We start from the raw sequence: 23820 nt of genomic DNA, 5'->3' as shown, positions 1-23820 counted from the left end.
TTTCGCCTTTTTGCTGTAATTTGCACCGCTAAAAGACAAAAAGCTAACCTGTGTTTTACAAGCATCTTACACTGCGTCACTATTTTCGCTATGGTTAGGGATAAGCATTGCCGTGAGGTAAATCACGGCAATATAATGAGAATAGTTATCAATCAATAAACACATACACCACAGTAGTCGGGTTGCGTGTAGGAGGAGTAAGAGAATGGCTGTAACTAAGCTGGTACTAGTTCGTCACGGCGAGAGCCAATGGAACAACGAAAACCGTTTCACCGGTTGGTACGACGTTGACCTGTCTGAAAAAGGCGTTAGCGAAGCGAAAGCGGCGGGTAAACTGCTGAAGGAAGAAGGCTTCAGCTTTGATTTTGCTTATACCTCCGTGCTGAAACGTGCCATCCACACCCTGTGGAACGTGCTGGACGAACTGGATCAGGCCTGGCTGCCGGTTGAGAAATCCTGGAAACTGAACGAACGTCACTACGGCGCGCTGCAGGGCCTGAACAAAGCCGAAACCGCTGAGAAGTATGGCGACGAGCAGGTTAAACAGTGGCGTCGCGGCTTTGCCGTCACCCCGCCGGAACTGACCAAAGATGACGAACGTTATCCGGGCCACGATCCGCGTTACGCGAAGCTGACCGATGCGGAACTGCCGACCACCGAGAGCCTGGCGCTGACCATCGACCGCGTCGTACCTTACTGGAACGAAACCATTCTGCCGCGCCTGAAAAGCGGCGAGCGCGTCATTATCGCCGCTCACGGTAACTCCCTGCGTGCGCTGGTGAAATACCTCGACAACATGGGCGAAGACGAGATCCTTGAACTGAACATCCCGACCGGCGTACCGCTGGTGTATGAGTTCGATGAAAACTTCAAGCCGATCAAACACTACTACCTGGGCAATGCTGACGAAATCGCTGCGAAGGCCGCGGCTGTCGCTAACCAGGGTAAAGCGAAGTAATAAGCGACTGAATAATTTCAGCCATAAAAAAAGCGTGGGATTTCCCACGCTTTTTATTTTTAGCCATTGCAGGCCTAACGCGAACGCAGCCAACAATGGCAAAGTACAGGCTAGCCGCGGCGCGCTTTAACCGCATCTGCCAGTTGGCGCAGGATGGTCTCGGTATCTTCCCAGCCGATGCAGGCGTCGGTCACGCTCTTGCCGTAGGTCAGCGGTTCGCCGCTTTCCAGGCTCTGATTGCCTTCCACCAGGTGGCTTTCAATCATCACGCCCATAATCGCGTTTTCACCGCTGGCAATCTGCTGGCACACATCGGCGCCGACTTCCATCTGCTTTTTAAACTGCTTGCTGGAGTTAGCGTGGCTGAAGTCGATCATGATTTGCGCCGGCAGACCGGCTTTTGCCAGACCCACTTTCACTTCGGCAACGTGCTGAGCGCTATAGTTCGGCTCTTTACCGCCACGCAGAATGATATGGCAATCGCTGTTGCCGCTGGTGTTCACAATAGCGGAATGGCCCCACTTCGTTACCGATAAGAAACAGTGCGGCGCGCCAGCAGCGTTGATCGCATCGATAGCGACCTTGATGGTGCCATCGGTGCCATTTTTGAAGCCAACCGGGCATGAGAGGCCGGAAGAGAGTTCACGATGCACCTGGGATTCAGTGGTACGCGCGCCGATTGCCCCCCAGCTCATCAGGTCCGCCACATATTGCGGGGTGATCATGTCAAGGAACTCGCCCGCCGCTGGCAAACCGCTGTCGTTGATTTCCAGCAGCAGCTTACGCGCGATACGCAGCCCGTCGTTAATGCGGAAGCTGTTATCCATGTGCGGATCGTTAATTAGCCCCTTCCAACCGACGGTGGTGCGCGGTTTTTCAAAATAGACGCGCATAACGATTTCCAGCTCGCCTTTGAGCGCTTCACGCAGTTTCAGCAGGCGGCTGGCATACTCTTTCGCCGCGGCAGGGTCGTGAATAGAGCACGGACCAATTACCACCAGCAGACGATCGTCGTTGCCTTTGAGGATGTTGTGAATCGCTTTGCGAGCATGTGCAACGGTATTAGCAGCATTTTCGGTAGCGGGGAATTTTTCCAGGAGCGCAACGGGAGGTAATAATTCGTTGATCTCTTTAATGCGTAAATCGTCGTTCTGATAATTCATCTTCTTTCCAGGCGTTGCCATACTTATACAATGAAATGCAATCCTTCCAATCTATCTCTTCGGTCAAAAAGTGTAAACGTGATTTTACACTGACGATGGAATAATCCTGGAATTAGGGAAAAATACGCCATAAAGTAGCGAAATCCTGCCAGCCAACTACAATTTTTAACTGCAACATCCAATTAAATGTTTATTTTCAGTATTATATTTTAAATCCTCACGCTAAGGCGGAGTGTTAAACCATAGCACCGCAGATCCCTGGCACATCTATGTTGGCGCGTTTAGCTAACAAATCGACTAAGCAGGAGTATCCGATGAATATGAATAAACTCACAGCCCTACTTCTCACCGCCACCTTAAGCTTAGCCAGCGGCGCCGCGCTGGCCGCCGATAGCGGCGCGCAATCGAACAACGGTCAGGCCAATTCCGCCGCTGATGCCGGACAGGTTGCGCCCGATGCCCGTGAAAACGTGGCGCCAAATAATGTCGATAACGACAAAATTAACTCCGGCGGCACCATGCTTCATCCTGATGGTTCGACGATGAATCATGACGGGATGTCGAGCGACGAGGTCCATAAAAACAGCATGTGCAAAGATGGACGCTGTCCGGATACGGATAAAAAAATGGAAAGCGGCAATGGCATGAACAACGATGCCAGCAAAACGGATGGCACCTCGCAGTAATTGAAACGGGTGAGATAAGGGATCGAGGTGGCAATGCTCACCTTGATCCCTTTGTTCGCTGAATTTCGGTAAGATGTCATAGTGTAATAATGATAACTATTAAGGGATGACATCATGGCGCATGCACATTCACCGACCCCTGCTGGCGAAAACAGTAACGCCAACCGGCTGCTTTGGGCTTTTATCGTAACCGCCGGTTTTATGATTATTGAGGCCATCGGCGGCGTCATTTCCGGTTCCCTGGCCCTGCTCGCCGATGCCGGACATATGCTCACCGACTCCGCCGCCCTCCTGTTCGCTCTGCTGGCGGTGCGCTTCGCCAGCCGGCCGCCAAATAGCCGCCACACCTTTGGCTGGCTGCGTTTAACTACTCTCGCCGCCTTCGTCAACGCCATCGCCCTGGTGGTCATTACCATTTTCATCTTCTGGGAAGCGGTACAGCGTTTTAACCATCCGCAGCCGGTGGCGGGAAAAACCATGATGGTTATCGCCGTCGCCGGACTGCTGGCCAATATCCTCGCCTTCTGGATCCTGCACCGCGGCAGCGCCGAAAGTAATCTTAACGTCCGCGCGGCGGCACTGCATGTGCTGGGAGATCTATTGGGTTCCGTCGGCGCCATCGTGGCCGCTATCGTCATTCTGATGACCGGCTGGACGCCGATTGACCCGATCCTCTCGGTGCTGGTGTCGTGTTTAGTACTGCGCAGCGCCTGGCGACTGCTGCAGGAGAGTATGAATGAGTTGTTGGAGGGCGCGCCGCGCTCGCTGGATGTCGAAGCATTAGGCCGCGATCTACGCCGCTCGATACCTGAAGTCCGCGACGTTCACCACGTTCACGTCTGGCTGGTGGGGGAAAAACCGGTGATGACGCTGCACGTACAGGTCGTGCCGCCGCACGATCACGATGCGCTACTTGATAGCATCCAGCATTTTATTGAGCATAAATATGAAATTGAGCATGTGACGGTACAGATGGAGTACCGTCCCTGCAGCGGCCCGGAATGCCACCTGAATCTGGCGCATTCCGGACATGAGCATCATCATCACCATTAACGTGAAAGCGCGTGAGAACCCCGCTCACGCGCGCTGTTAATCCACATCCGGCTGCCATTCAGGGCAATGAACGTCAGCAGCAAATATTCCAGCGACATCGCATACACGCCCTGTAGAGCGAATATCACCACGCTAATGACGTTGATGATCACCCACAGCAGCCAGTTCTCAACGTATTTACGCGTCATCAATACCATCGCGGCAATCGACAGCACCATCATGCAGGAATCCCAGAATGGGAAAGCATCGGGTTCCAGCGTCGGCATCGCCACCTGCAGCCCGAGCATTTGCATCAGGTTGACGGCGATACGGGTCAGGAAGGCAAACACCGGGTTAATAAACACCGTCATCAGACCGATAGCCACTACGCAGCCCGCCAGCCAGGCCAGCGCTTTTGGCAACGGCAGCCAGCGAATTTTCAGTTCCGCTTCGTTATCGCTGGTCTGCCTTGACCACGCGTACCAACCGTAAACGTTCGCCGCGAAGAAAAACAGCTGTAGCAGCAGGCTGGCGTACAGCTGGATCTGGAAGAAGATGATCGCAAAAAGCGTCACGTTCACCAGGCCGAAGGCATAGTTGCTAATCTTTTCCAGGCTCGCCAGCCAGATGCACAACAGGCCGGCGATGGTCCCCACCGCCTCAATCCACGACAGATCGTAGCCACCGGCGCCGATCGGTATATGCACTAAAATATTCTGCGTACTGAAAAAATCCATTTTATCCCCTAAGCGTAACGCGACGCGGTAATGAGTTATCCCCGTAGTGTAGCCGCAAATTCCAGCATACGGTTAAGCGGAATTAATGCCCCGGCACGCAGTTTGGCGTCAACGTGAATTTCGTGTTCAACGCCGCCCTGCTCTAACCCTTCCGCTATCGCTTTCAGGCCGTTCATCGCCATCCAGGGGCAATGGGCGCAACTGCGACAGGTTGCGCCCTCACCTGCCGTAGGCGCTTCCAGCAGATCTTTTTCCGGTACCGCCTGCTGCATTTTATAGAAGATCCCGCGATCGGTGGCCACGATAAGCTGGCGCTGCGGCAGGCTTTTCGCCGCAGCAATTAATTGGCTGGTTGATCCTACCGCATCCGCCATGTCGACAATCGCCTGCGGTGATTCCGGATGCACCAGGATCGCCGCGTCGGGGTAGAGCCCCTTCATGCGCGCCAGCGCCTGGGTTTTAAATTCATCATGGACGATGCAGGCGCCCTGCCAGCACAGCACGTCGGCCCCGGTCTGGCGCTGTACATAGCGACCAAGATGGCGGTCCGGCGCCCAAAGTATCTTTTGTCCGAGGCTATCGAGATGTTCAATCAATTCCACGGCGATGCTGGAAGTCACTACCCAGTCGGCGCGCGCTTTTACCGCCGCTGACGTATTGGCATAGACCACCACGGTGCGATCCGGGTGAGCATCGCAAAATGCATTAAAGTCATCAATGGGACAGCCGAGATCCAGAGAACACTCCGCATTCAGCGTCGGCATCAGGATGGTCTTTTCCGGACTAAGGATTTTGGCCGTTTCGCCCATAAAACGCACTCCGGCAACCAGCAGCGTGGAGGCCGGGTGACGCGCGCCAAAACGCGCCATTTCCAGCGAGTCGGCAATACAGCCGCCGGTCTCTTCGGCCAGTTGCTGAATTTCAGGATCGGTGTAGTAATGCGCCACCATCACGGCGTCGCGCTCACGCAGCAGGCGTTTAATTTTCTCGCGGTAAAACACTTTTTCGTCACGGTTCAACGGTTGTGGTTTTGGCGGGAAAGGATAAATCGCCGTTTCAGGATCAAACATTACGCTCATCATGCAATCTCGTTTTACTGGCTTAACTTTGAAACCGTAAATATCGCTTTGTATCGCCTTAATACGGTCACTATGTTTTATATGCTAAACAAGATAGCCGATCGCAAGCGAAATGTCGTGATGAATTTTGTATTCCCCGGGGACGATGCTGCGCATCTTCCCGGGCTACCGGTTCGTGCGCTATGGAGTCACGGTAAGCGTAGTGCGAACATGGAGATGATTGTGGAGAATGACGCATAGCAAAAAGGCGCCTTTAGGGCGCCTTTTTACATTGGTGGGTCGTGCAGGATGACTCAGCTTCGCCTCGCCCTACGGGCCGTTGCTGACGCAACGTTATCCTTCACGTTCAACATCAAAGTTCAATGTTGAATGGTGGGTCGTGCAGGATTCGAACCTGCGACCAATTGATTAAAAGTCAACTGCTCTACCAACTGAGCTAACGACCCCTTGCGGGATTTTACTGCTGTAATCATTCAGGATGGTGGGTCGTGCAGGATGACTCGGCTTTGCCTCGCCCTACGGGCCGTTGCTATCGCAACGTTATCCTTCACGTTCTACCAGAAACCACCGTTAAAGATTGGTGGGTCGTGCAGGATTCGAACCTGCGACCAATTGATTAAAAGTCAACTGCTCTACCAACTGAGCTAACGACCCTAAGGGTGTTACCTGAAAGATTTTGTACTCGGCACCATCGTTTTAGATGGTGGGTCGTGCAGGATTCGAACCTGCGACCAATTGATTAAAAGTCAACTGCTCTACCAACTGAGCTAACGACCCGAGTGGTGGGTGATGACGGGATCGAACCGCCGACCCCCTCCTTGTAAGGGAGGTGCTCTCCCAGCTGAGCTAATCACCCGATACTGCGCTGGATACTACCGATACTACTTCAACCAGAACGATTGGTGGGTCGTGCAGGATTCGAACCTGCGACCAATTGATTAAAAGTCAACTGCTCTACCAACTGAGCTAACGACCCACTCTGGCGTCGCTTTGGGCTTGTTCGATATCCCTTGGCAACGGCGGCATATATTACTGATTTCAGATTTCAGCGCAACTAAAATTTCGATAAAGATCACTTAACTGCTTGGGTTTCGTGCGACAAGACCAGAAATAACGCGATTTCTGGTCATGCCATAATCAACCCAGGGCGTTAAGGCGTTTTTGCGCTTGTTTCGCACCATCGGTGCCAGGGAATTTGCTGACTACCTGCTGGTAAACCGCTTTCGCTTTCGCGGTGTCGCCTTTGTCCTGCATGATAACGCCGACTTTAAACATCGCATCCGGCGCTTTCGGGGATTTCGGATAGTTTTTCACCACTGAGGCAAAATAATATGCCGCATCGTCTTTTTTCCCCTTATTGTAGTTCAACTGTCCGAGCCAGTAGTTGGCGTTCGGCTGATAAGTTGAATCCGGGTACTTCTTGACGAAGTTCTGAAACGCCACCATTGCGTCATCCTGGCGGGACGAATCTTTAACCAGCGCAATAGCCGCGTTGTAATCGGTGTTGGCATCCCCGGTCATCGCAGGCGCCCCGGAAGACGCCGCTGGCGCCGTACTGGCGGCAGCCGAGCTTTGATCGCCGGAAGACGACGGAGCCTGCGCCTGCGCGCCTGCCGCTGCTGCTCCGCCACCGCTCGTCAGCCCGTCGATCTGTTGCAGAATCTGCTTCTGGCGTTCGACAATCTGATTGAGCTGATACTGATTTTCCTGAATCTGACCGCGCAGGGAATCAATATCGCTTTGGTTATCGGAGAGTTGCTGCTGGAGTTGGGTTAAAAGCTGGCTGTGAGCATTGGAAATACGCTCAAGTTGAGTGACGCGGTCTTCGACCGAGCCTGAGCCGACACTACTGATTGGCGCCTGAGCAAAAGCGGCCCAGGGGGCCGCTATGCCAACCAGTAACGACAGACTCAATAAATGATGTCTGAAGTTACTGCTCATGCAATTCTCTTAGTAAACCAGTACGGCGCGACGGTTTTTGGCATATGCCGCTTCGTCATGACCCAGTACTGCAGGTTTTTCTTTACCGTAAGAAACGATGGAAATCTGGTCAGCAGAAACACCTTTGCCCTGCAGATACATCTTAACGGCGTTAGCACGACGCTCACCCAGAGCGATGTTGTATTCCGGAGTACCGCGCTCATCCGCGTGACCTTCTACGGTCACTTTGTAGGACGGGTTGCTACGCAGGAAGTTAGCGTGCGCATCCAGCATTGCAGCGAAGTCAGAACGGATATCGTACTTGTCCAGATCGAAGTAAACGATGTTGTTCTGCTGCAGCTGCTGCATCTGCAGACGAGCTTGCTCTTCGGAAGACATGTTGCCGCCGTTAGCGTTAGCGTCCATACCAGTGCCGGCACCCAGCATGCCTTCACCGCTCTGGTCGTTGCTGGCGTTCTTGTTGGAAGAACACGCCGCGATTGCCATAACCGGCAGAGCGATCATCAGCCCTTTCAGCACTTTGTTCAGTTGCATTTCTTTGATTCCTTTAATAATCAATTATTTATTATCACAGATACGGCGACCAGGCAGGGAATTTTACCTGTCCATCAGTTGCCGGAAGACGCGCTTTGAAACGCCCATCTGTAGAAACCAGATTCAGCACGGATCCCATCCCCTGAGAAGAGCTGTAGATTACCATAGTGCCGTTAGGTGCCAGACTTGGCGTTTCATCTAAAAACGTTGATGACAGAACCTGTACACCACCCGCTTCCAGATCTTGCTTAGCAATGTGCTGCTGACCGTTGGCCGAGCTTACCATTACCATAATTTTACCATCAGCGCTGACGTCAGCATCCTGGTTCTGCGAACCTTCCCAGGTAATACGCTGCGGCGTACCGCCGTTGATGTTGACTTTATACACCTGAGGACGGCCAGCCTGGTCGGAAGTAAACGCCAGGTTCTGGCTATCCGGGAACCAGCTCGGTTCGGTGTTATTGCTGCGACCGTTAGTCACCTGACGAATCTGGCCGGAGCCAAGGTCCATCACGTACAGATTCAGGCTACCGGTTTTCGACAGTGCGAATGCCAGTTTGCTGCCATCCGGCGAGAAGGCCGGCGCGCCGTTGTGCTGCGGGAAGGAGGCAATCTGACGGACTGCGCCATTCGCCAACGTCTGAACTACCAGCGCGGAGCGGCCGCTTTCGAAGGTCACATAGGCCAGTTTAGAACCGTCCGGAGACCATGCCGGCGACATCAGCGGCTGTGATGAACGGTGAACCAGGAACTGGTTGTAGCCGTCGTAGTCAGAGACGCGCAGCTCATACGGGAACTGACCGCCGTTGGTGCGAACCACGTAAGCAATACGGGTACGGAAAGCGCCTTTAATTCCGGTCAGCTTTTCGAATACCGCGTCACTGGCAGTATGTCCGGCATAACGCAGGTACTGCTTGGTCACTTTGAAAGAGCCTTGCGACAGGATGGTACCCGGCGCACCGCCGGTATCAACCAACTGATAGGCAACCTGGTAAGAACCGTCAGGGTTTGGCGTCACCTGGCCTACGACCACGGCGTCAACGCCCAGCGCGGACCATGCTGCAGGTTGCACTTCCTGAGCGCTACCCGGCTGCTGAGGCAGGCGCGAGCGATCCAGCGGGTTAAACTTGCCGCTGTTACGCAGGTCAGCCGCTACCACGCCGCCAATATCTTCAGGCGCAGCGCCTGGGCCAGCCCACTGGAATGGCACCACACCGATGGGGCGCGCCGAGTCCACCCCTTGGGTGATCTCGATGCGTACTTCTGCGTGCAGCACCGCCGCCCACAGCATCAAAAAACCAAATGCTACTCGTAATGCCTGCTTCATCATATCTCCCTTATCCGGGCGGAAAGCCCACGATAATTTAGCAGAATGTTAACAAACCCAAATACACAAAACTACCAAAACCCTGTGACTACCATAGATTGTTTTTCCCCGCTTGCACGGGGAAAAACGATTACAGTTTAAAGTCTAGTGTCGCATTTTTTATTTTCTCATAAACAGCCTGACTTGGCGGTTTAGGAATACTCGCAGTACGTGCTGCCGTTAATGCCGCCTGACACAGCGCAGGGTCGCCTCCTTCAGAGGTGATATCCTTTAATGTGCCGTCAGGCCCAAGGTTGATATGCAACACGCAACGCTTGCCTTGATAGAGGCTGGCATCATACAGGCGGCTTTGAATAGCCATCTGTATTTGCTTTGCGTATGCGCTGATATCAGCTCCCGTTGCCCCGCCGTTGGCGCCTGAGGCACCGCTATCTTTCGATGGCTGGCCATTGCCTTTAGCGCCACCGCCGGTTTTCGGCGCATTCTTACCTGAGCTCAGGTCACCAAGCAGATCGTCAACACCGCTTGCTTCTTTAGCTGCAGCGGCTTTCTTGGCCGCGGCGGCCTTCGCGGCGGCGGCTTTGGCCGCTTTATCAGCCGCCGCTTTTTCTGCTGCGGCAGCTTTGGCGGCAGCGGCTTTTTCGGCTGCTGCGGCTTTTTCAGCAGCGGCTTTTTCCGCGGCAGCTTTCTGGGCAGCGGCTTTCTCAGCGGCGGCCTTTTCTGCCGCAGCCTGTTTCGCCGCTTCCTGCTGAGCTTTCTTCTCGGCCTGCTGCTGTGCTTTCTTCTCTGCATCCTGCTGAGCTTTTTTCGCAGCTTCCGCTTCGGCTTTCTTCTGCGCATCCGCGGCGGCTTTCGCCGCTTCGGCTTCCGCCTGTTTCTTCGCGTCAGCGGCTGCTTTGGCTGCCGCCTTAGCGGCAGCCGCTTCCGCGACTTTCGCCTGGGCATCGGCCTTCGCTTTGGCATCAGCAGCGGCTTTAGCGGCAGCTTCCTGCGCTTCTTTCGCCTGGGCATCTGCTTTCGCTTTTGCCGCGGCCGCCGCCTTGGCTGCCGCTTCTTCAGCCTGTTTTTGCTGCTCTTTCGCTTCTTTAGCCGCTTCCTGCGCCTGCAGACGTTCTTGTTCCATTTGCTTCAGGCGTTCCTGCTCGGCAGCCTGTTTTTCCCGCAGTTCCTCGGCCTGCTGCTGAGCCTGCTTTTCACGCTGCTCGGCCGCGCGACGCGCGCTGGACTGCTGTTGCTGCTGGCGGTTGTAGTTGTTGACTACCGCGCCAGGATCGACCATCACCGCATCAATGGACGAACCTCCGCCGCCGCCGGAAGTATCCAGATGCTCGTCGAACGAACTCCAGATCAGTAGCGCAATCAGAATGATGTGCAGCACCACTGAAACTATGATCGCTCGTTTAAGCTTATCGTTTTGTTCGGTTGCCTTTGACACTATCGGTTCCCAAAAACTGTTCGCCTGTTGCCGCTTAAAAGCAACGGCGGAATGCTATCGATATCCACCGCCGCTCGCTCCGCGGGCCGATTAAATAGGCTTGGTCATTAAGCCAACCGATTTAACCCCTGCGCTATGCAACAGGTTAAGCGCTTTAATGATTTCATCGTAAGGCACATCTTTCGCGCCACCGATAAGGAACACCGTCTTCTCGTTCGCTTCGAGTCGGCGCTTCGCTTCAGCAATGACCTGCTCCGGTGGCAGTTGGGACAACGTTTCCTGACCGACTTTCACGCTGTACTGCCCTACTCCGGAGACTTCAACGATAACCGGTGGTTCATCGTTGCTTTTCACCGCTTGCGACTCCGTGGCGTCCGGCAGATCGACTTCCACGCTCTGCGTAATAATCGGCGCTGTCGCCATGAAGATCAGCAACAGCACCAACAGGACATCCAGCAGCGGAACGATGTTAATCTCGGACTTCAGTTCGCGACGTCCGCGTCCACGTGCTCTGGCCATGGCTTACCCCTTATTGCTTTCGCTGCTGGTAAACGCCTGACGGTGCAGAATGGCGGTGAACTCTTCCATAAAGTTGTCGTAGTTCAGTTCAAGTTTATTCACGCGCTGGTTCAGACGGTTGTAGGCCATAACCGCCGGGATGGCGGCAAACAGACCGATTGCCGTGGCGATCAGCGCTTCCGCGATCCCCGGCGCAACCATCTGCAGTGTCGCCTGCTTCACCGCGCCGAGGGCGATAAAGGCGTGCATGATCCCCCAGACGGTACCGAACAGGCCGATATACGGGCTGATGGAACCCACGGTGCCAAGGAACGGAATATGCGTTTCCAGCGTTTCCAGTTCGCGGTTCATCGAGATACGCATCGCGCGCGACGCCCCTTCGACAATCGCTTCCGGCGCATGGCTGTTGGCACGATGCAGACGCGCGAACTCTTTAAAGCCGCTGTAAAAAATCTGCTCGGAACCGGCGAGGCTATCGCGACGGCCCTGGCTCTCCTGGTACAGGCGAGACAGTTCAATACCGGACCAGAACTTATCTTCAAACGCTTCGGCTTCGCGGCTGGCGGAATTGAGGATACGCGTTCTCTGAATAATAATAGCCCAGGAAGCGATAGAAAAACCAATCAAAATCAACATGATAAGTTTAACCAGAAGGCTCGCCTTCAGGAACAAATCAAGGATATTCATGTCAGTCACTGCTTAAACTCCGCGACAATAGACTTGGGAAGCGCACGAGGCTTCATTAAGAGTGGATCAACGCACACAATGAGAACTTCAGCTTCGTTCAAAACTGTATTCTCGGCGTTGACGATTCGCTGCGTGAAAACCAAAGAGGTGCCTCGCATCGAGGTAATTTCCGTCTGGATTTCGAGCATGTCGTCGAGTCTGGCGGGCGCAAAATACTCCAGCGTCATTTTGCGAACGACAAAGGCAACTCGTTCAGCCAACAGAACCTGCTGACTGAAGTGATGGTGGCGCAGCATCTCTGTGCGTGCTCTTTCATAAAAAGCGACGTAACTGGCGTGGTAAACCACACCACCGGCATCGGTATCTTCGTAGTAGACCCGGACCGGCCATCGAAACAGCGTTGTATTCACTTTACATCCCGGTAATGCAAAAAAAGAGTAGTGCTTTCAAACTTCGCTACTATACGCGCGGGAATCGTGGTTTGGAATGGGAGAAAGTAAACGGCGAGTAAATTTTTATGGGCTTATGCAAGCCCATGCGGTTAACAGACTTCTCTTATACTCTTATCTTTCAAAAGAAGAAAAAGATCAGGCCTGCAAAGAGAACAATATCAGCGATAAGCGGACAGAAAATCCCCTGCCAGTGCACGGCTTTCGGACGGAAGCCCACACCGTGAATGACGCCGGCGCACACCGCCCACATCAGCAAGAAACCATGCCAGATTTCAAGCCCACTGGTCTTCGCCGCAAAGCGCGACGGATCCCAGAAGATGCAGCCTGCCAGCAGCAGCGCCATTAATAAGGAAAGCGCCCTTAACGGGCGCTTGTCCATCATCGCGTAAAGGGTCGCGATAATTTTCATCAATGCTCTTCTTTACCTGCTTTGGTAGCTTCCACGTGCTCAAGCGCCAGCGCGGTAATCACCCCAAAGGCACAGGCAAGCAGCGTTCCCAAAATCCATGCGAAGTACCACATATATAGCTCCTTACCTTAGTACAGCGAGTGGGTGTTCTTTTCGATGTCTTCGCGGGTAATGCGGCCAAACATCTTCCAGTAACACCAGGTGGTGTAGCCGAGGATAATCGGCACAAACACGATAGCCACGTAGGTCATCACATTCAGCGTCAGCTGGCTGGAGGTGGCATCCCACATCGTCAGGCTCGCATTCAGCATCGTGCTGGACGGCATGATGAACGGGAACATCGCGATACCCGCGGTCAGGATGATGCAGGCCAGCGTCAGCGAGGAGAACAGAAACGCCATGGCGCCTTTATCTGCTTTTGTCGACGCGACGGTCAGCAGCGGCAGCACCACGCCCAAGGCAGGAATAGCCCACAGCGCTGGCATATTGTTAAAGTTAACCATCCACGCGCCGGCTTCACGCGCCACTTCTTTGGTCAGCGGGTTAGACGGGCCGGTATGATCCAGCACCGATTTCACCACGTAACCGTCGATACCGTAGTAGACCCATACGCCCGCCAGCGCGAAGCAAACCAGCGTCACCAGCGCCGCCACCGTGGAGACGGTGCGGGTGCGCAGATGCAATTCGCCTACGGTACGCATCTGCAGGTAGGTCGCACCCTGCGTCAGGATCATCGCCACGCTGACGATACCCGCCAGCAGACCAAACGGATTCAGCAGCTGGAAGAAGTTGCCGGTGTAGTACAGACGCAGATACTCATCAATATGGAACGGTACGCCCTGCAGCAGGTTGCCGAAAGCCACGCCGATAACCAGCGGCGGCACAAAGCTCCCCACGAAGATGCCCCAGTCCCACATGTTGCGCCAGCGGGTATCTTCAATCTTGGAGCGGTAGTCGAAGCCCACCGGACGGAAGAATAAAGACGCCAGCACCAGAATCATCGCCACATAGAAGCCGGAGAACGCGGCGGCGTATACCATCGGCCAGGCAGCAAACAGCGCGCCGCCGGCGGTGATGAGCCACACCTGGTTTCCGTCCCAGTGCGGGGCGATGGAGTTGATCATGATTCGACGCTCGGTGTCATTACGACCGAGGAAACGGGTGAGCATGCCCACCCCCATGTCGAAACCGTCGGCGACGGCGAAGCCAATCAGCAGGATGCCGATCAGTAGCCACCAGATTAAACGCAATACTTCATAATCGATCATTTGACGACTCCTGTCTTAGCGTGCCGACTGAATAGCCGCGGAGGACTGTTCAAAGTGATAGCGACCCGTTTTCAGGCTGCTCGGTCCTTTGCGGGCAAACTTGAACATCAGGAACAGTTCAGCCACCAGGAACAGCGTATACAGACCGCAGATCAGCAACATCGAGAAGATCAGATCGCCCGCGGTCAGCGATGAGTTCGCCACCGCTGTAGGCAGCACTTCACCAATCGCCCACGGCTGACGGCCATACTCGGCAACAAACCAGCCCGCTTCAACGGCAATCCACGGCAGCGGCAGACCGAAGAACGCGGCGCGCAGCAGCCATTTTTTCTCGCCAATGCGGTTACGAATCACGGTCCAGAAAGAGGCGCCGATAATCAACAGCATCAGTACGCCGCACGCCACCATGATACGGAAGGCGAAGTACAGCGGCGCTACGCTCGGAATAGAGTCTTTGGTCGCTTTAGCGATCTGCTCTTCCGTGGCGTCGGCGACGTTCGGGGTATAGCGCTTGAGCAGCAGGCCATAACCGAGGTCTTTCTTAACATCATTGAACCGATCGCGTACCGCCTGATCGGTGGAACCGGCGCGCAGCTGTTCCAGCAGCGCATAGGCTTTCATCCCGTTACGAATACGCTCTTCATGCTGCGCCATCAGATCTTTCAGGCCGATAACCGGCTTATCCACCGAGCGGGTAGCGATGATACCCAGCGCGTAAGGGATCTGGATGGAGAAGTGGTTGGTTTGCGCTTCCTGATCGGGAATACCAAACAGGGTAAAGGCAGCCGGCGCCGGCTGAGTTTCCCATTCTGCTTCAATCGCCGCCAGTTTGGTTTTCTGCACGTCACCCATTTCGTAACCGGACTCATCGCCGAGGACGATAACGGAGAGGATAGCGGCCATACCAAAGCTTGCAGCAATCGCGAAGGAGCGCTTAGCAAAGGCGAAATCACGGCCTTTAAGCATGTACCAGGAGCTGATAGCAAGGATGAACATCGCGCCAGTCACATAGCCGGAGGCCACGGTGTGGACGAATTTAACCTGAGCAACCGGGTTCAGGACCAGCTCAGAGAAGCTGACCATCTCCATACGCATGGTTTCAAAGTTGAAATCCGATGCGATCGGGTTCTGCATCCAGCCGTTGGCCACGAGGATCCACAGCGCGGAGAGGTTAGACCCCAGAGCGACCAGCCAGGTCACCGCCATGTGCTGAACTTTGCCCAGACGATCCCAACCGAAGAAGAACAGACCTACAAAGGTAGATTCGAGGAAGAAGGCCATCAGACCTTCAATGGCCAGCGGCGCACCGAAGATATCGCCCACATAGTGAGAATAGTAAGACCAGTTAGTCCCGAACTGGAACTCCATGGTCAAACCGGTTGCGACACCCAGAGCGAAGTTGATACCAAACAACTTGCCCCAGAACTTGGTCATATCTTTATAAATCTGTTTGCCGGAAAGGACGTAGACCGTTTCCATGATGGCCAGCAGGAACGCCATACCGAGCGTTAGCGGCACAAAAAGGAAGTGGTACATCGCGGTCAAGGCAAACTGTAAGCGCGACAGTTCGACTATATCTAACATCATGACTCCTTGCTCATCGCATGAAGACTCCGAGAACGAACCCAAAATTCAGGTTCATACGCATGCCCCAATACAAAATTATTTGCTCCCTGGTACGTTACTGCTCATCTGGCGATGAAACAGTGCCCTCGCAAAGGTTACAAATACGTTAACGAAAAAACCAAATGATTCTCTAATATATTACGCCGCAATAACCTTACAATAAATAGGATTTTATTGTTCCAGCTTTACATTTTTCGACGGTGATCAATATATAGCGAAAATGCCCTGAATAGGCCAATTTGATTTGCGACAATTTAACGTTTTTTGGGGATTTTTTCCAAGTATTAAGCATTGATATAAATCAATTTTTCCCGCCTATGTTAATTATGTGGCGCAATAAAGAATAACAGTGAAATTGATGTTAAAAATGTGTTTAAAGTCTGCCGCTAGCGGTTACTAAAAAGAGAGAGATGAGAATTATAGGTAATATAATTTTAACTTTGACCAATTTAAGGTAAGAAATGATGCGATCCTAATAATGTTAGACCGGTCACACTATTTTTCCCAATCGAAATGCAAAAAATAACGTCTGCGTTTTTCTGTTTATTTTCACATAAAATTAACCATCTCCCCTCCCCCGGCAAAGCGGCGAGTGATTATTCCCAATAATATTCAGTAAATCAATATAATAGCGTTTTTTAACGCAAGAGAGCGCCTGCGGCTGTCGACAAGGCAAAAAAAAGGCCACCTGACGGTGGCCAACCATGTCGAAATCGGACATTAGTCTGCTCCTGAGGAGCAGTGAGGGTTTACTTGATGATAGCTTTCAGCGCTTCGCCGATATCCGCCAAGCTGCGAACGGTTTTCACACCGGCCGCTTCCAGCGCAGCAAATTTCTCATCAGCAGTACCTTTACCGCCCGCGATGATGGCGCCGGCGTGGCCCATACGCTTGCCTTTCGGCGCGGTAACGCCCGCGATGTAGCCGACAACCGGCTTAGTCACGTGCTCTTTAATGTAAGCTGCCGCTTCTTCTTCCGCGCTGCCGCCGATTTCACCGATCATGACGATCGCTTCGGTCTGCGGGTCTTCCTGGAACATTTTCAGGATATCGATGAAGTTGGAGCCCGGGATCGGGTCGCCGCCGATACCGACGCAGGTAGACTGGCCGAAGCCGTAGTCGGTGGTCTGCTTAACCGCTTCATAGGTCAGGGTACCGGAACGTGAAACGATGCCCACTTTACCCGGCTTGTGAATGTGACCCGGCATGATGCCGATTTTGCACTCGCCCGGGGTGATAACGCCTGGGCAGTTCGGGCCGATCATGCGAACGCCAGCTTCGTCCAGCTTCACTTTCACGGTCAGCATATCCAGGGTCGGGATACCTTCGGTGATGGTGATAATCAGCTTAATGCCCGCGTCGATAGCTTCCAGAATGGAGTCTTTGCAGAACGGCGCCGGAACGTAGATGACGGTCGCAGTCGCGCCGGTGGCTTCAACGGCTTCGCGCACGGTGTTAAATACCGGCAGGCCCAGGTGGGTGGTGCCGCCTTTACCTGGCGTTACGCCGCCAACCATCTGAGTGCCGTAAGCGATCGCTTGTTCAGAGTGGAATGTACCCTGGCTACCGGTAAAGCCCTGGCAGATAACCTTGGTGTCTTTATTAATTAAAACTGACATTATTTCCCCTCCACTGCGGCAACAACCTGCTGTGCTGCGTCCGTCAGACTTTTCGCTGCAATAATATTCAGGCCGCTGTCAGCCAGTTTTTTCGCGCCCAGTTCGGCGTTGTTACCTTCGAGACGTACAACAACCGGTACGTTAACACCCACTTCTTCAACCGCGCCGATGATGCCGTCAGCGATCAGGTCGCAACGTACGATACCGCCGAAGATGTTAACCAGAACCGCTTTAACGTTGTCGTCAGAGAGGATGATTTTAAACGCTTCGGTCACGCGCTCTTTGGTCGCGCCGCCGCCAACGTCGAGGAAGTTAGCCGGTTCGCCGCCGTGCAGCTTAACGATGTCCATGGTACCCATCGCCAGGCCTGCGCCGTTAACCATGCAACCGATGTTGCCGTCGAGCGCAACGTAGTTCAGTTCCCACTGCGCCGCCTGAGCTTCGCGCGGATCTTCCTGAGACTGGTCGCGCATTTCACGCAGATCCGGCTGGCGGAACAGCGCGTTGCCGTCAGCGCCCAGTTTACCGTCGAGGCAGATCAGGTCACCCTGCTTGGTGATAACCAGCGGGTTGATTTCGATCAGCGCCAGGTCGCGCTCGAGGAAGATGGTCGCCAGCCCCATGAAGATCTTGGTGAACTGCTGAACCTGTTTACCTTCCAGACCCAGTTTGAACGCCAGTTCGCGACCCTGGTAAGGCATCGGGCCCGCCAGCGGATCGATGGCGATCTTGTGGATCAGGTGCGGGGTTTCTTCCGCTACTTTTTCGATTTCCACGCCGCCTTCGGTAGACGCCATGAACACCACGCGACGGGAGCTACGGTCAACAACCGCGCCCAGATACAGCTCTTTATCAATATCGGTCGCCGCTTCAACCAGAATCTGGTTTACCGGCTGGCCGTTAGCATCTGTTTGGTAAGTCACCAGGCGTTTGCCCAGCCAATGCTCAGCAAAAGCGCGAATCTCTTCTTTGCTCTTAACTACTTTCACACCGCCCGCTTTACCGCGGCCACCAGCGTGAACCTGACATTTCACTACCCACGGACCCGCGCCGATTTTTGAAGCGGCTTCTTCTGCTTCACGCGGAGTAGTACAGGCATAACCCACCGGCGCCGGTAAGCCATAGCGGGCAAAAAGTTGTTTTGCCTGATATTCATGTAAGTTCATGTGTTCAGTCCATCCTTCAGGTAATAATTATCTTTAAACCTGTAGGCCTGATAAGACGCGCAAGCGTCGCCATCAGGCATCTCATCAACGCCGGATGGCGGCGCGAACGCCTTATCCGGCCTACGGTAGGTAATACTCTTACTGACTACACGTCCAGCAGCAGACGAGTCGGATCTTCCAGCAGCTCTTTAATCGCTACCAGGAAGCCTACCGATTCACGTCCGTCGATCAGACGGTGGTCGTAGGAGAGCGCCAGGTACATCATCGGCAGAATTTCTACCTTGCCATTCACCGCCATCGGACGGTCTTTAATGGCATGCATACCCAGAATGGCGCTCTGCGGTGGGTTGATGATCGGCGTGGACATCAGAGAACCGAATACGCCGCCGTTGGTAATGGTGAAGTTACCGCCGGTCAGGTCATCTACGGTCAGCTTGCCGTCACGGCCTTTCACTGCCAGCTCTTTAATATTCTTTTCGATATCCGCCATGCCCAGCAGGTCAACGTCACGCAGCACCGGAGTCACCAAGCCACGTGGGGTCGAAACCGCCATGCTCACGTCGAAGTAGTTGTGATAAACCACATCGTCGCCATCGATGGAAGCATTCACTTCCGGGTAGCGTTTCAGCGCTTCAACAACCGCTTTCACGTAGAAGGACATGAAGCCCAGACGGATACCGTGACGTTTTTCGAACGCTTCGCCGTACTGCTTACGCAGATCCATAATCGGCTTCATGTTGACTTCGTTGAACGTGGTCAGCATGGCGGTAGAGTTTTTCGCTTCCAGCAGACGCTCGGCAACGCGTTTACGCAGACGGGTCATCGGTACGCGTTTTTCAGAGCGGTGGCCCAGTTGCGCAACCGGCGCCGCAGCAGCGGCTGGCGCTTTCGTTTCAGCTTTCGCCGGCGCGCTCGCCAGATGTTTCTCAACGTCTTCGCGGGTCAGGCGGCCGCCAACGCCAGTGCCTTTAATCGCCGCCGCGTCGAGGCTGTGTTCAGCCAGCAGACGACGGATAGCCGGGCTAAGCGCGTCGTTGCTCTGCTCTTCCAGAGACGCTTGCTGACGCTGAGCCGGGGTGGACTCTTTGGTATCAGCTTTCGCATCAGCGGCTTTACCGGCGCTGTTGCCTTCACGCAGGCGGCCCAGAATCTGACGAGACAGCACGGTGGCGCCTTCGTCTTCCAGTACTGCATCCAGAATGCCGTCCGCTGATGCCGGTACTTCCAGTACCACTTTGTCAGTTTCGATTTCGACCAGAACTTCGTCGCGGACTACCGCGTCGCCCGGTTTTTTGTGCCAGGTGGCGACGGTTGCGTCAGCTACGGACTCAGGAAGGTCGGGAACCAGAATATCTACGCTACTCATTGTGTATCCTTTAATTAATCGACGTTCAGCGCGTCATTGACCAGATCTTGTTGCTGTTTCTGGTGAACGGACATATACCCTACCGCCGGAGAGGCGGAGGCCGGGCGGCCTGCATAACGCAGAGAGGCCCCAAATGGAACTACTTCACGAAGGTGGTGCTGGCTGCAGTACCATGCGCCCTGGTTGAGCGGCTCTTCCTGGCACCAGACAAAATCGTGGACGTGCGAGTAAGCTTTCAGCGCTTCCTGTACCGCCTGATGCGGGAACGGATAGAGCTGTTCGATACGCACGATGGCGACATCTTTTTGCTCGTTTTTACGGCGCTGTTCCAGCAGGTCGTAGTAAACCTTACCAGAGCACAGTACGACGCGTTTCACGGCTTGCGGATCGAGTTCGTCGATTTCGCCAATCGCCGGCATAAAGGTGCCGTTCGCCAGTTCGTCCATGCTGGAAACCGCCAGCGGGTGACGCAGCAGAGATTTCGGCGACATGACCACCAGCGGACGGCGCATACCGCGCAGCGCCTGACGACGCAGCATGTGGTAAACCTGTGCCGGAGTGGACGGTACGCAAACCTGCATGTTCTGCTCAGCGCACAGCTGCAGATAACGTTCCAGACGCGCGGAGGAGTGCTCCGGGCCCTGCCCTTCGTAGCCGTGCGGCAGCAGCATCACCAGGCCGCACATCCGGCCCCATTTCTGCTCGCCGGAGCTGATGAACTGGTCAATCACCACCTGCGCGCCGTTGGCGAAGTCGCCGAACTGCGCTTCCCAGATGGTCAGGGTGCGTGGTTCCGCGGTGGCGTAACCGTATTCGAATGCCAGTACCGCTTCTTCAGACAGCACGGAGTCCCAGACGCGGAACTGGCCCTGGCCGTTGTGTACGTTCTGCAGCGGCGTATAGGTAGAACCGTTGCTCTGGTTATGGATAACCGCATGACGGTGGAAGAAGGTGCCGCGGCCGGAGTCTTCGCCGGACAGACGCACCGGGATACCTTCATCAACCAGGGTGGCGTACGCCAGGTTTTCCGCCGCGCCCCAGTCGAACAGTTTCTCACCGGCGGCCATCAGTTGGCGGTCGCCGTAGATTTTCGCTACGCGAGACTGCATCTCAACGGTTTCCGGCACCGTACTGATGCGTTTGGCCAGCTCTTGCAGACGTTTTGGCTCAACTTTATCCGGGTAGCTCTCGTCCCACTCATGGTTGAGGTACGGAGACCAGGTAAAGGAGTGCATGTTCATCGGACGCCATTCCGCTACCACGCAATCGCCGGCATCCAGCGCATCGCGGTAGAGGTTAACCTGTTCGGTAGCGTCTTCCAGCGTCGCGACTTTGTCCTGTTCCAGCTTGTCAGCATAGATTTTGCGCGGAGTCGGATGCTTTTTGATTTTCTGGTACATCAGCGGCTGGGTTGCGCTCGGCTCGTCGGCTTCGTTGTGGCCGTGACGGCGGTAGCACACCAGGTCGATGAAGACATCGCGTTTGAAGGTATTACGGAAATCCAGCGCCAGACGGGTAACGAAAGCAACCGCTTCCGGGTCATCCGCGTTAACGTGGAAAATCGGCGCCTGAACCATCTTACCGATATCGGTGCAGTACGGCGTAGAACGCGCATCCAGCGGGTTGGACGTGGTGAAGCCAACCTGGTTGTTGATAACGATGCGAACGGTTCCGCCCACTTCGTAACCGCGCGCTTTGGACATGTTCAGGGTTTCCTGAACCACGCCCTGGCCGGCTACCGCGGCGTCGCCGTGGATGGTGATTGGCAGCACTTTGTTGCTGCTCGGCTCGTCCAGACGATCCAGACGGGCGCGTACGGAGCCGATAACCACCGGGCTGACGATTTCCAGGTGCGACGGGTTAAACGCCAGCGCCAGGTGAACCAGACCGCCTTCGGTTTCCATATCGGAAGAGAAGCCCATGTGGTACTTCACGTCGCCGGTGCCGAGGTGTTCTTTATGTTTGCCCGCGAATTCGTCGAACAGGTCCTGCGGTTTTTTACCCAGCACGTTGACCAGTACGTTCAGACGACCACGGTGCGCCATGCCCAGCACCACTTCACGGGTGCCACTCTTACCGGCGTGGCGGATGATCTCTTTGAGCATCGGGATTAACGCATCGCCGCCTTCCAGCGAGAAGCGTTTCGCGCCCGGGAATTTGGCGCCGAGATAGCGCTCCAGGCCTTCCGCGGCGGTCAGCTCGCTCAGGAAGCGCTTTTTCTCTTCCGCGGTGAAGCTCGCTTTGCCTGCTACTGACTCAATGCGCTGCTGGATCCAGCGTTTTTCTTCAGTAGAGGTGATGTGCATGTATTCCGCGCCGATGGAGCCGCAGTAGGTTTGCTTAAGCGCCGCGATCAGGTCGCCCAGCTTCATCGTGTCTTTTCCGATGGCGAAAGAACCTACGTTATAGCTTTCCTGGAAATCGGCCTCGGTGAGATCGTGGTAAGCCGGATCGAGATCCGCCACTCTCTCTTGCTGCCACAGTCCCAGCGGATCGAGATTCGCCTGCTGGTGACCGCGGAAGCGGTATGCGTTGATTAGCTGCAGGACTTTAACCTGCTTCACATTGGTATCAGGGTCGGATATCGAAGAAGTGTAACGTGAGGCATCCTTCGCCAGTCGACGGAAATAATCACGTGTTTTCGAATGAAATTGATCCGGTTTAACTCCGGTGCCAGGTAACTGCTGGAACATCGAACGCCAGTTGGCGTCAACAGAGTCAGGATCGGTTAAGAAGTCTTCATAGAGCTGTTCTATCCAGCTCTGGTTCGAACCAGAGAGGTAAGAAGAGTCCAGCCAGGCTTTCATTGCGCCGTTCTGCATCGTGATCCCTTAAGCATTTTTATGCTTATTTCGCCGTAGAAACTACCACGCACACCGAGTGCACGTGCCGGGGTTCACTTGTTGCGGACGAGTTGTGGTTTCTATCCGCTAAGGAACCTTTAAAAACTGTCTAACTATCAGGGGCAGTTTTTAGAGGTTTCCTGCTATCTCTATTGCCTGATGGCGCTTCGCTTATCAGGCCTACAAGATACGATCCTGTAGGCCGGATAAGACGTTTACGTCGCCATCCGGCAACGAAAACAACTTACGCGCTGCGCTGCAGCAGCATCGACTTAATATGGCCGATAGCGCGCGTTGGGTTCAATCCCTTAGGACACACACTGACGCAGTTCATAATGCTGTGACAGCGGAATACGCTGAAAGCATCGCTCAGACCTTCCAGACGCTCGCTGGTTTCGGTATCGCGGCTGTCGATCAGGAAGCGATACGCGGCCAGAAGGCCTGCCGGGCCGATGAACTTGTCCGGGTTCCACCAGAACGACGGGCAAGAGGTCGAACAACATGCGCACAGAATACACTCGTACAGACCATCGAGTTTCTCGCGCTGCTCAGGCATCTGCAGATGCTCGCGAGCCGGAGGATTTTGCCCATTATTCAATAAGTAAGGCTTGATCTTCTCATATTGTGCGTAGAATTGCCCCATGTCTACCACCAAATCGCGGATAACCGGCAATCCAGGCAGCGGACGGATAACAATTTTCTTACCCGGCTGATTCAGCGCGGAGATCGGCGTGATGCACGCCAGACCATTTTTACCGTTCATGTTCAGACCATCGGAACCGCACACCCCTTCACGGCAGGAGCGGCGGAACGACAGCGACGGATCTTTTTCTTTCAGCTGGATAAGCGCATCCAGCAACATCATGTCGCGACCTTCTTCCGCTTCGAGGGTGTAATCCTGCATATGCGGAGCGTCGTCAACATCCGGGTTATAGCGATAAATTGAAAACTCGAGTTTCATATTCCTGTCTCC

Annotated in this window: 23 protein-coding genes and 5 tRNA genes; 3 read left to right on the top strand and 25 right to left on the bottom strand. The window is 54.4% G+C overall.

Annotated features, from left to right (window positions below; all coding sequences use genetic code 11):
* Positions 1-205 precede the first annotated feature (205 nt).
* On the top strand, positions 206-958 hold the full coding sequence (gene gpmA, locus EAE_RS14555; protein WP_015367652.1) for a 2,3-diphosphoglycerate-dependent phosphoglycerate mutase: 753 nt from the start codon (positions 206-208) through the stop codon (positions 956-958).
* A gap of 110 nt (positions 959-1068) precedes the next feature.
* On the opposite strand, the gene aroG is transcribed toward gpmA, so the two are convergent.
* Positions 1069-2121, bottom strand: coding sequence for a 3-deoxy-7-phosphoheptulonate synthase AroG (gene aroG / locus EAE_RS14550; RefSeq protein ID WP_015704774.1), 1053 nt, complete (start codon positions 2119-2121; stop codon positions 1069-1071).
* 314 nt (positions 2122-2435) lie between these two features.
* Between aroG and EAE_RS14545 the strand changes: the two genes are divergently transcribed.
* Together EAE_RS14545 and zitB are read left to right on the top strand one after the other, a co-directional pair.
* Entirely contained in the window at positions 2436-2807 is a 372-nt protein-coding gene (locus EAE_RS14545; protein ID WP_015367654.1) for a YbgS-like family protein, read from the top strand.
* 114 nt (positions 2808-2921) lie between these two features.
* The gene (gene zitB, locus EAE_RS14540) at positions 2922-3860 is read left to right on the top strand and encodes a CDF family zinc transporter ZitB (protein ID WP_015367655.1); all 939 of its coding nucleotides are present in this window, start codon (positions 2922-2924) and stop codon (positions 3858-3860) included.
* On the opposite strand, the gene pnuC is transcribed toward zitB, so the two are convergent.
* The 24 genes from pnuC to sdhB all read right to left on the bottom strand — a co-directional run bounded on the left by pnuC (position 3857) and on the right by sdhB (position 23808).
* Positions 3857-4576 carry a nicotinamide riboside transporter PnuC gene (gene pnuC / locus EAE_RS14535; RefSeq protein WP_015367656.1) on the bottom strand — a complete coding sequence of 240 codons (720 nt, stop codon included), beginning with the start codon at positions 4574-4576 and terminating at the stop codon, positions 3857-3859. The genes zitB and pnuC overlap by 4 nt on opposite strands.
* A 35-nt stretch (positions 4577-4611) precedes the next feature.
* On the bottom strand, positions 4612-5655 hold the full coding sequence (gene nadA, locus EAE_RS14530; RefSeq protein WP_015704773.1) for a quinolinate synthase NadA: 1044 nt from the start codon (positions 5653-5655) through the stop codon (positions 4612-4614).
* 370 nt (positions 5656-6025) lie between these two features.
* A tRNA-Lys gene (locus EAE_RS14525) sits at positions 6026-6101 on the bottom strand.
* A 132-nt stretch (positions 6102-6233) separates the two neighbouring features.
* Positions 6234-6309: transfer RNA gene (locus tag EAE_RS14520), tRNA-Lys, on the bottom strand.
* A gap of 47 nt (positions 6310-6356) precedes the next feature.
* A tRNA-Lys gene (locus EAE_RS14515) sits at positions 6357-6432 on the bottom strand.
* A 3-nt stretch (positions 6433-6435) separates the two neighbouring features.
* A tRNA-Val gene (locus EAE_RS14510) sits at positions 6436-6511 on the bottom strand.
* Between the two features lie 44 nt (positions 6512-6555).
* A tRNA-Lys gene (locus EAE_RS14505) sits at positions 6556-6631 on the bottom strand.
* Between the two features lie 161 nt (positions 6632-6792).
* Positions 6793-7596 (bottom strand): cell division protein CpoB, encoded by an 804-nt coding sequence (gene cpoB, locus EAE_RS14500; protein WP_015704771.1) that lies wholly within the window; start codon positions 7594-7596, stop codon positions 6793-6795.
* 9 nt (positions 7597-7605) lie between these two features.
* Positions 7606-8130 carry a peptidoglycan-associated lipoprotein Pal gene (pal, locus tag EAE_RS14495; RefSeq protein WP_004859700.1) on the bottom strand — a complete coding sequence of 175 codons (525 nt, stop codon included), beginning with the start codon at positions 8128-8130 and terminating at the stop codon, positions 7606-7608.
* A gap of 34 nt (positions 8131-8164) precedes the next feature.
* Positions 8165-9457 carry a Tol-Pal system beta propeller repeat protein TolB gene (tolB, locus tag EAE_RS14490; protein ID WP_015367659.1) on the bottom strand — a complete coding sequence of 431 codons (1293 nt, stop codon included), beginning with the start codon at positions 9455-9457 and terminating at the stop codon, positions 8165-8167.
* A 130-nt stretch (positions 9458-9587) separates the two neighbouring features.
* Positions 9588-10892 (bottom strand): cell envelope integrity protein TolA, encoded by a 1305-nt coding sequence (tolA, locus tag EAE_RS14485; protein WP_015704770.1) that lies wholly within the window; start codon positions 10890-10892, stop codon positions 9588-9590.
* A 90-nt stretch (positions 10893-10982) separates the two neighbouring features.
* Positions 10983-11411 (bottom strand): colicin uptake protein TolR, encoded by a 429-nt coding sequence (gene tolR, locus EAE_RS14480; protein WP_015367661.1) that lies wholly within the window; start codon positions 11409-11411, stop codon positions 10983-10985.
* 3 nt (positions 11412-11414) lie between these two features.
* The gene (gene tolQ, locus EAE_RS14475; protein ID WP_015704769.1) at positions 11415-12107 is read right to left on the bottom strand and encodes a Tol-Pal system protein TolQ; all 693 of its coding nucleotides are present in this window, start codon (positions 12105-12107) and stop codon (positions 11415-11417) included.
* Positions 12104-12508 (bottom strand): tol-pal system-associated acyl-CoA thioesterase, encoded by a 405-nt coding sequence (ybgC, locus tag EAE_RS14470; protein ID WP_004859689.1) that lies wholly within the window; start codon positions 12506-12508, stop codon positions 12104-12106. Before ybgC ends, tolQ begins: the two co-directional genes overlap by 4 nt.
* A 160-nt stretch (positions 12509-12668) precedes the next feature.
* The gene (ybgE, locus tag EAE_RS14465; protein ID WP_015367664.1) at positions 12669-12959 is read right to left on the bottom strand and encodes a cyd operon protein YbgE; all 291 of its coding nucleotides are present in this window, start codon (positions 12957-12959) and stop codon (positions 12669-12671) included.
* Complete coding sequence (gene cydX / locus EAE_RS14460) at positions 12959-13072, bottom strand: cytochrome bd-I oxidase subunit CydX (RefSeq protein WP_004100325.1); 114 nt, start codon at positions 13070-13072, stop codon at positions 12959-12961. Before cydX ends, ybgE begins: the two co-directional genes overlap by 1 nt.
* A 15-nt stretch (positions 13073-13087) precedes the next feature.
* Positions 13088-14227, bottom strand: a complete 1140-nt coding sequence (gene cydB, locus EAE_RS14455) for a cytochrome d ubiquinol oxidase subunit II (protein WP_015367665.1) — start codon at positions 14225-14227, stop codon at positions 13088-13090.
* A 15-nt stretch (positions 14228-14242) separates the two neighbouring features.
* Positions 14243-15811, bottom strand: coding sequence for a cytochrome ubiquinol oxidase subunit I (gene cydA, locus EAE_RS14450; protein ID WP_015367666.1), 1569 nt, complete (start codon positions 15809-15811; stop codon positions 14243-14245).
* A gap of 601 nt (positions 15812-16412) precedes the next feature.
* Positions 16413-16574 carry a hypothetical protein gene (locus EAE_RS25025; protein WP_015367668.1) on the bottom strand — a complete coding sequence of 54 codons (162 nt, stop codon included), beginning with the start codon at positions 16572-16574 and terminating at the stop codon, positions 16413-16415.
* Between the two features lie 28 nt (positions 16575-16602).
* On the bottom strand, positions 16603-17472 hold the full coding sequence (gene sucD, locus EAE_RS14445; protein ID WP_015367669.1) for a succinate--CoA ligase subunit alpha: 870 nt from the start codon (positions 17470-17472) through the stop codon (positions 16603-16605).
* Positions 17472-18638: an ADP-forming succinate--CoA ligase subunit beta gene (sucC, locus tag EAE_RS14440; protein ID WP_015367670.1), complete on the bottom strand. Its 1167-nt coding sequence runs from the start codon at positions 18636-18638 to the stop codon at positions 17472-17474. Before sucC ends, sucD begins: the two co-directional genes overlap by 1 nt.
* Positions 18639-18783: 145 nt before the next feature.
* A complete protein-coding gene (gene odhB, locus EAE_RS14435; RefSeq protein ID WP_015704768.1) occupies positions 18784-20004 on the bottom strand; it encodes a 2-oxoglutarate dehydrogenase complex dihydrolipoyllysine-residue succinyltransferase in 1221 nt (406 codons plus the stop codon).
* Positions 20005-20018: 14 nt separating this feature from the next.
* Entirely contained in the window at positions 20019-22826 is a 2808-nt protein-coding gene (sucA, locus tag EAE_RS14430) for a 2-oxoglutarate dehydrogenase E1 component (RefSeq protein WP_015367672.1), read from the bottom strand.
* A gap of 265 nt (positions 22827-23091) precedes the next feature.
* Positions 23092-23808, bottom strand: coding sequence for a succinate dehydrogenase iron-sulfur subunit SdhB (gene sdhB / locus EAE_RS14425; protein WP_008805686.1), 717 nt, complete (start codon positions 23806-23808; stop codon positions 23092-23094).
* Positions 23809-23820: the final 12 nt, after the last annotated feature.

This window comes from Klebsiella aerogenes KCTC 2190 (assembly GCF_000215745.1).
Taxonomy (GTDB): domain Bacteria; phylum Pseudomonadota; class Gammaproteobacteria; order Enterobacterales; family Enterobacteriaceae; genus Klebsiella; species Klebsiella aerogenes.
This window is presented reverse-complemented; position numbering and strand designations above follow the sequence as displayed.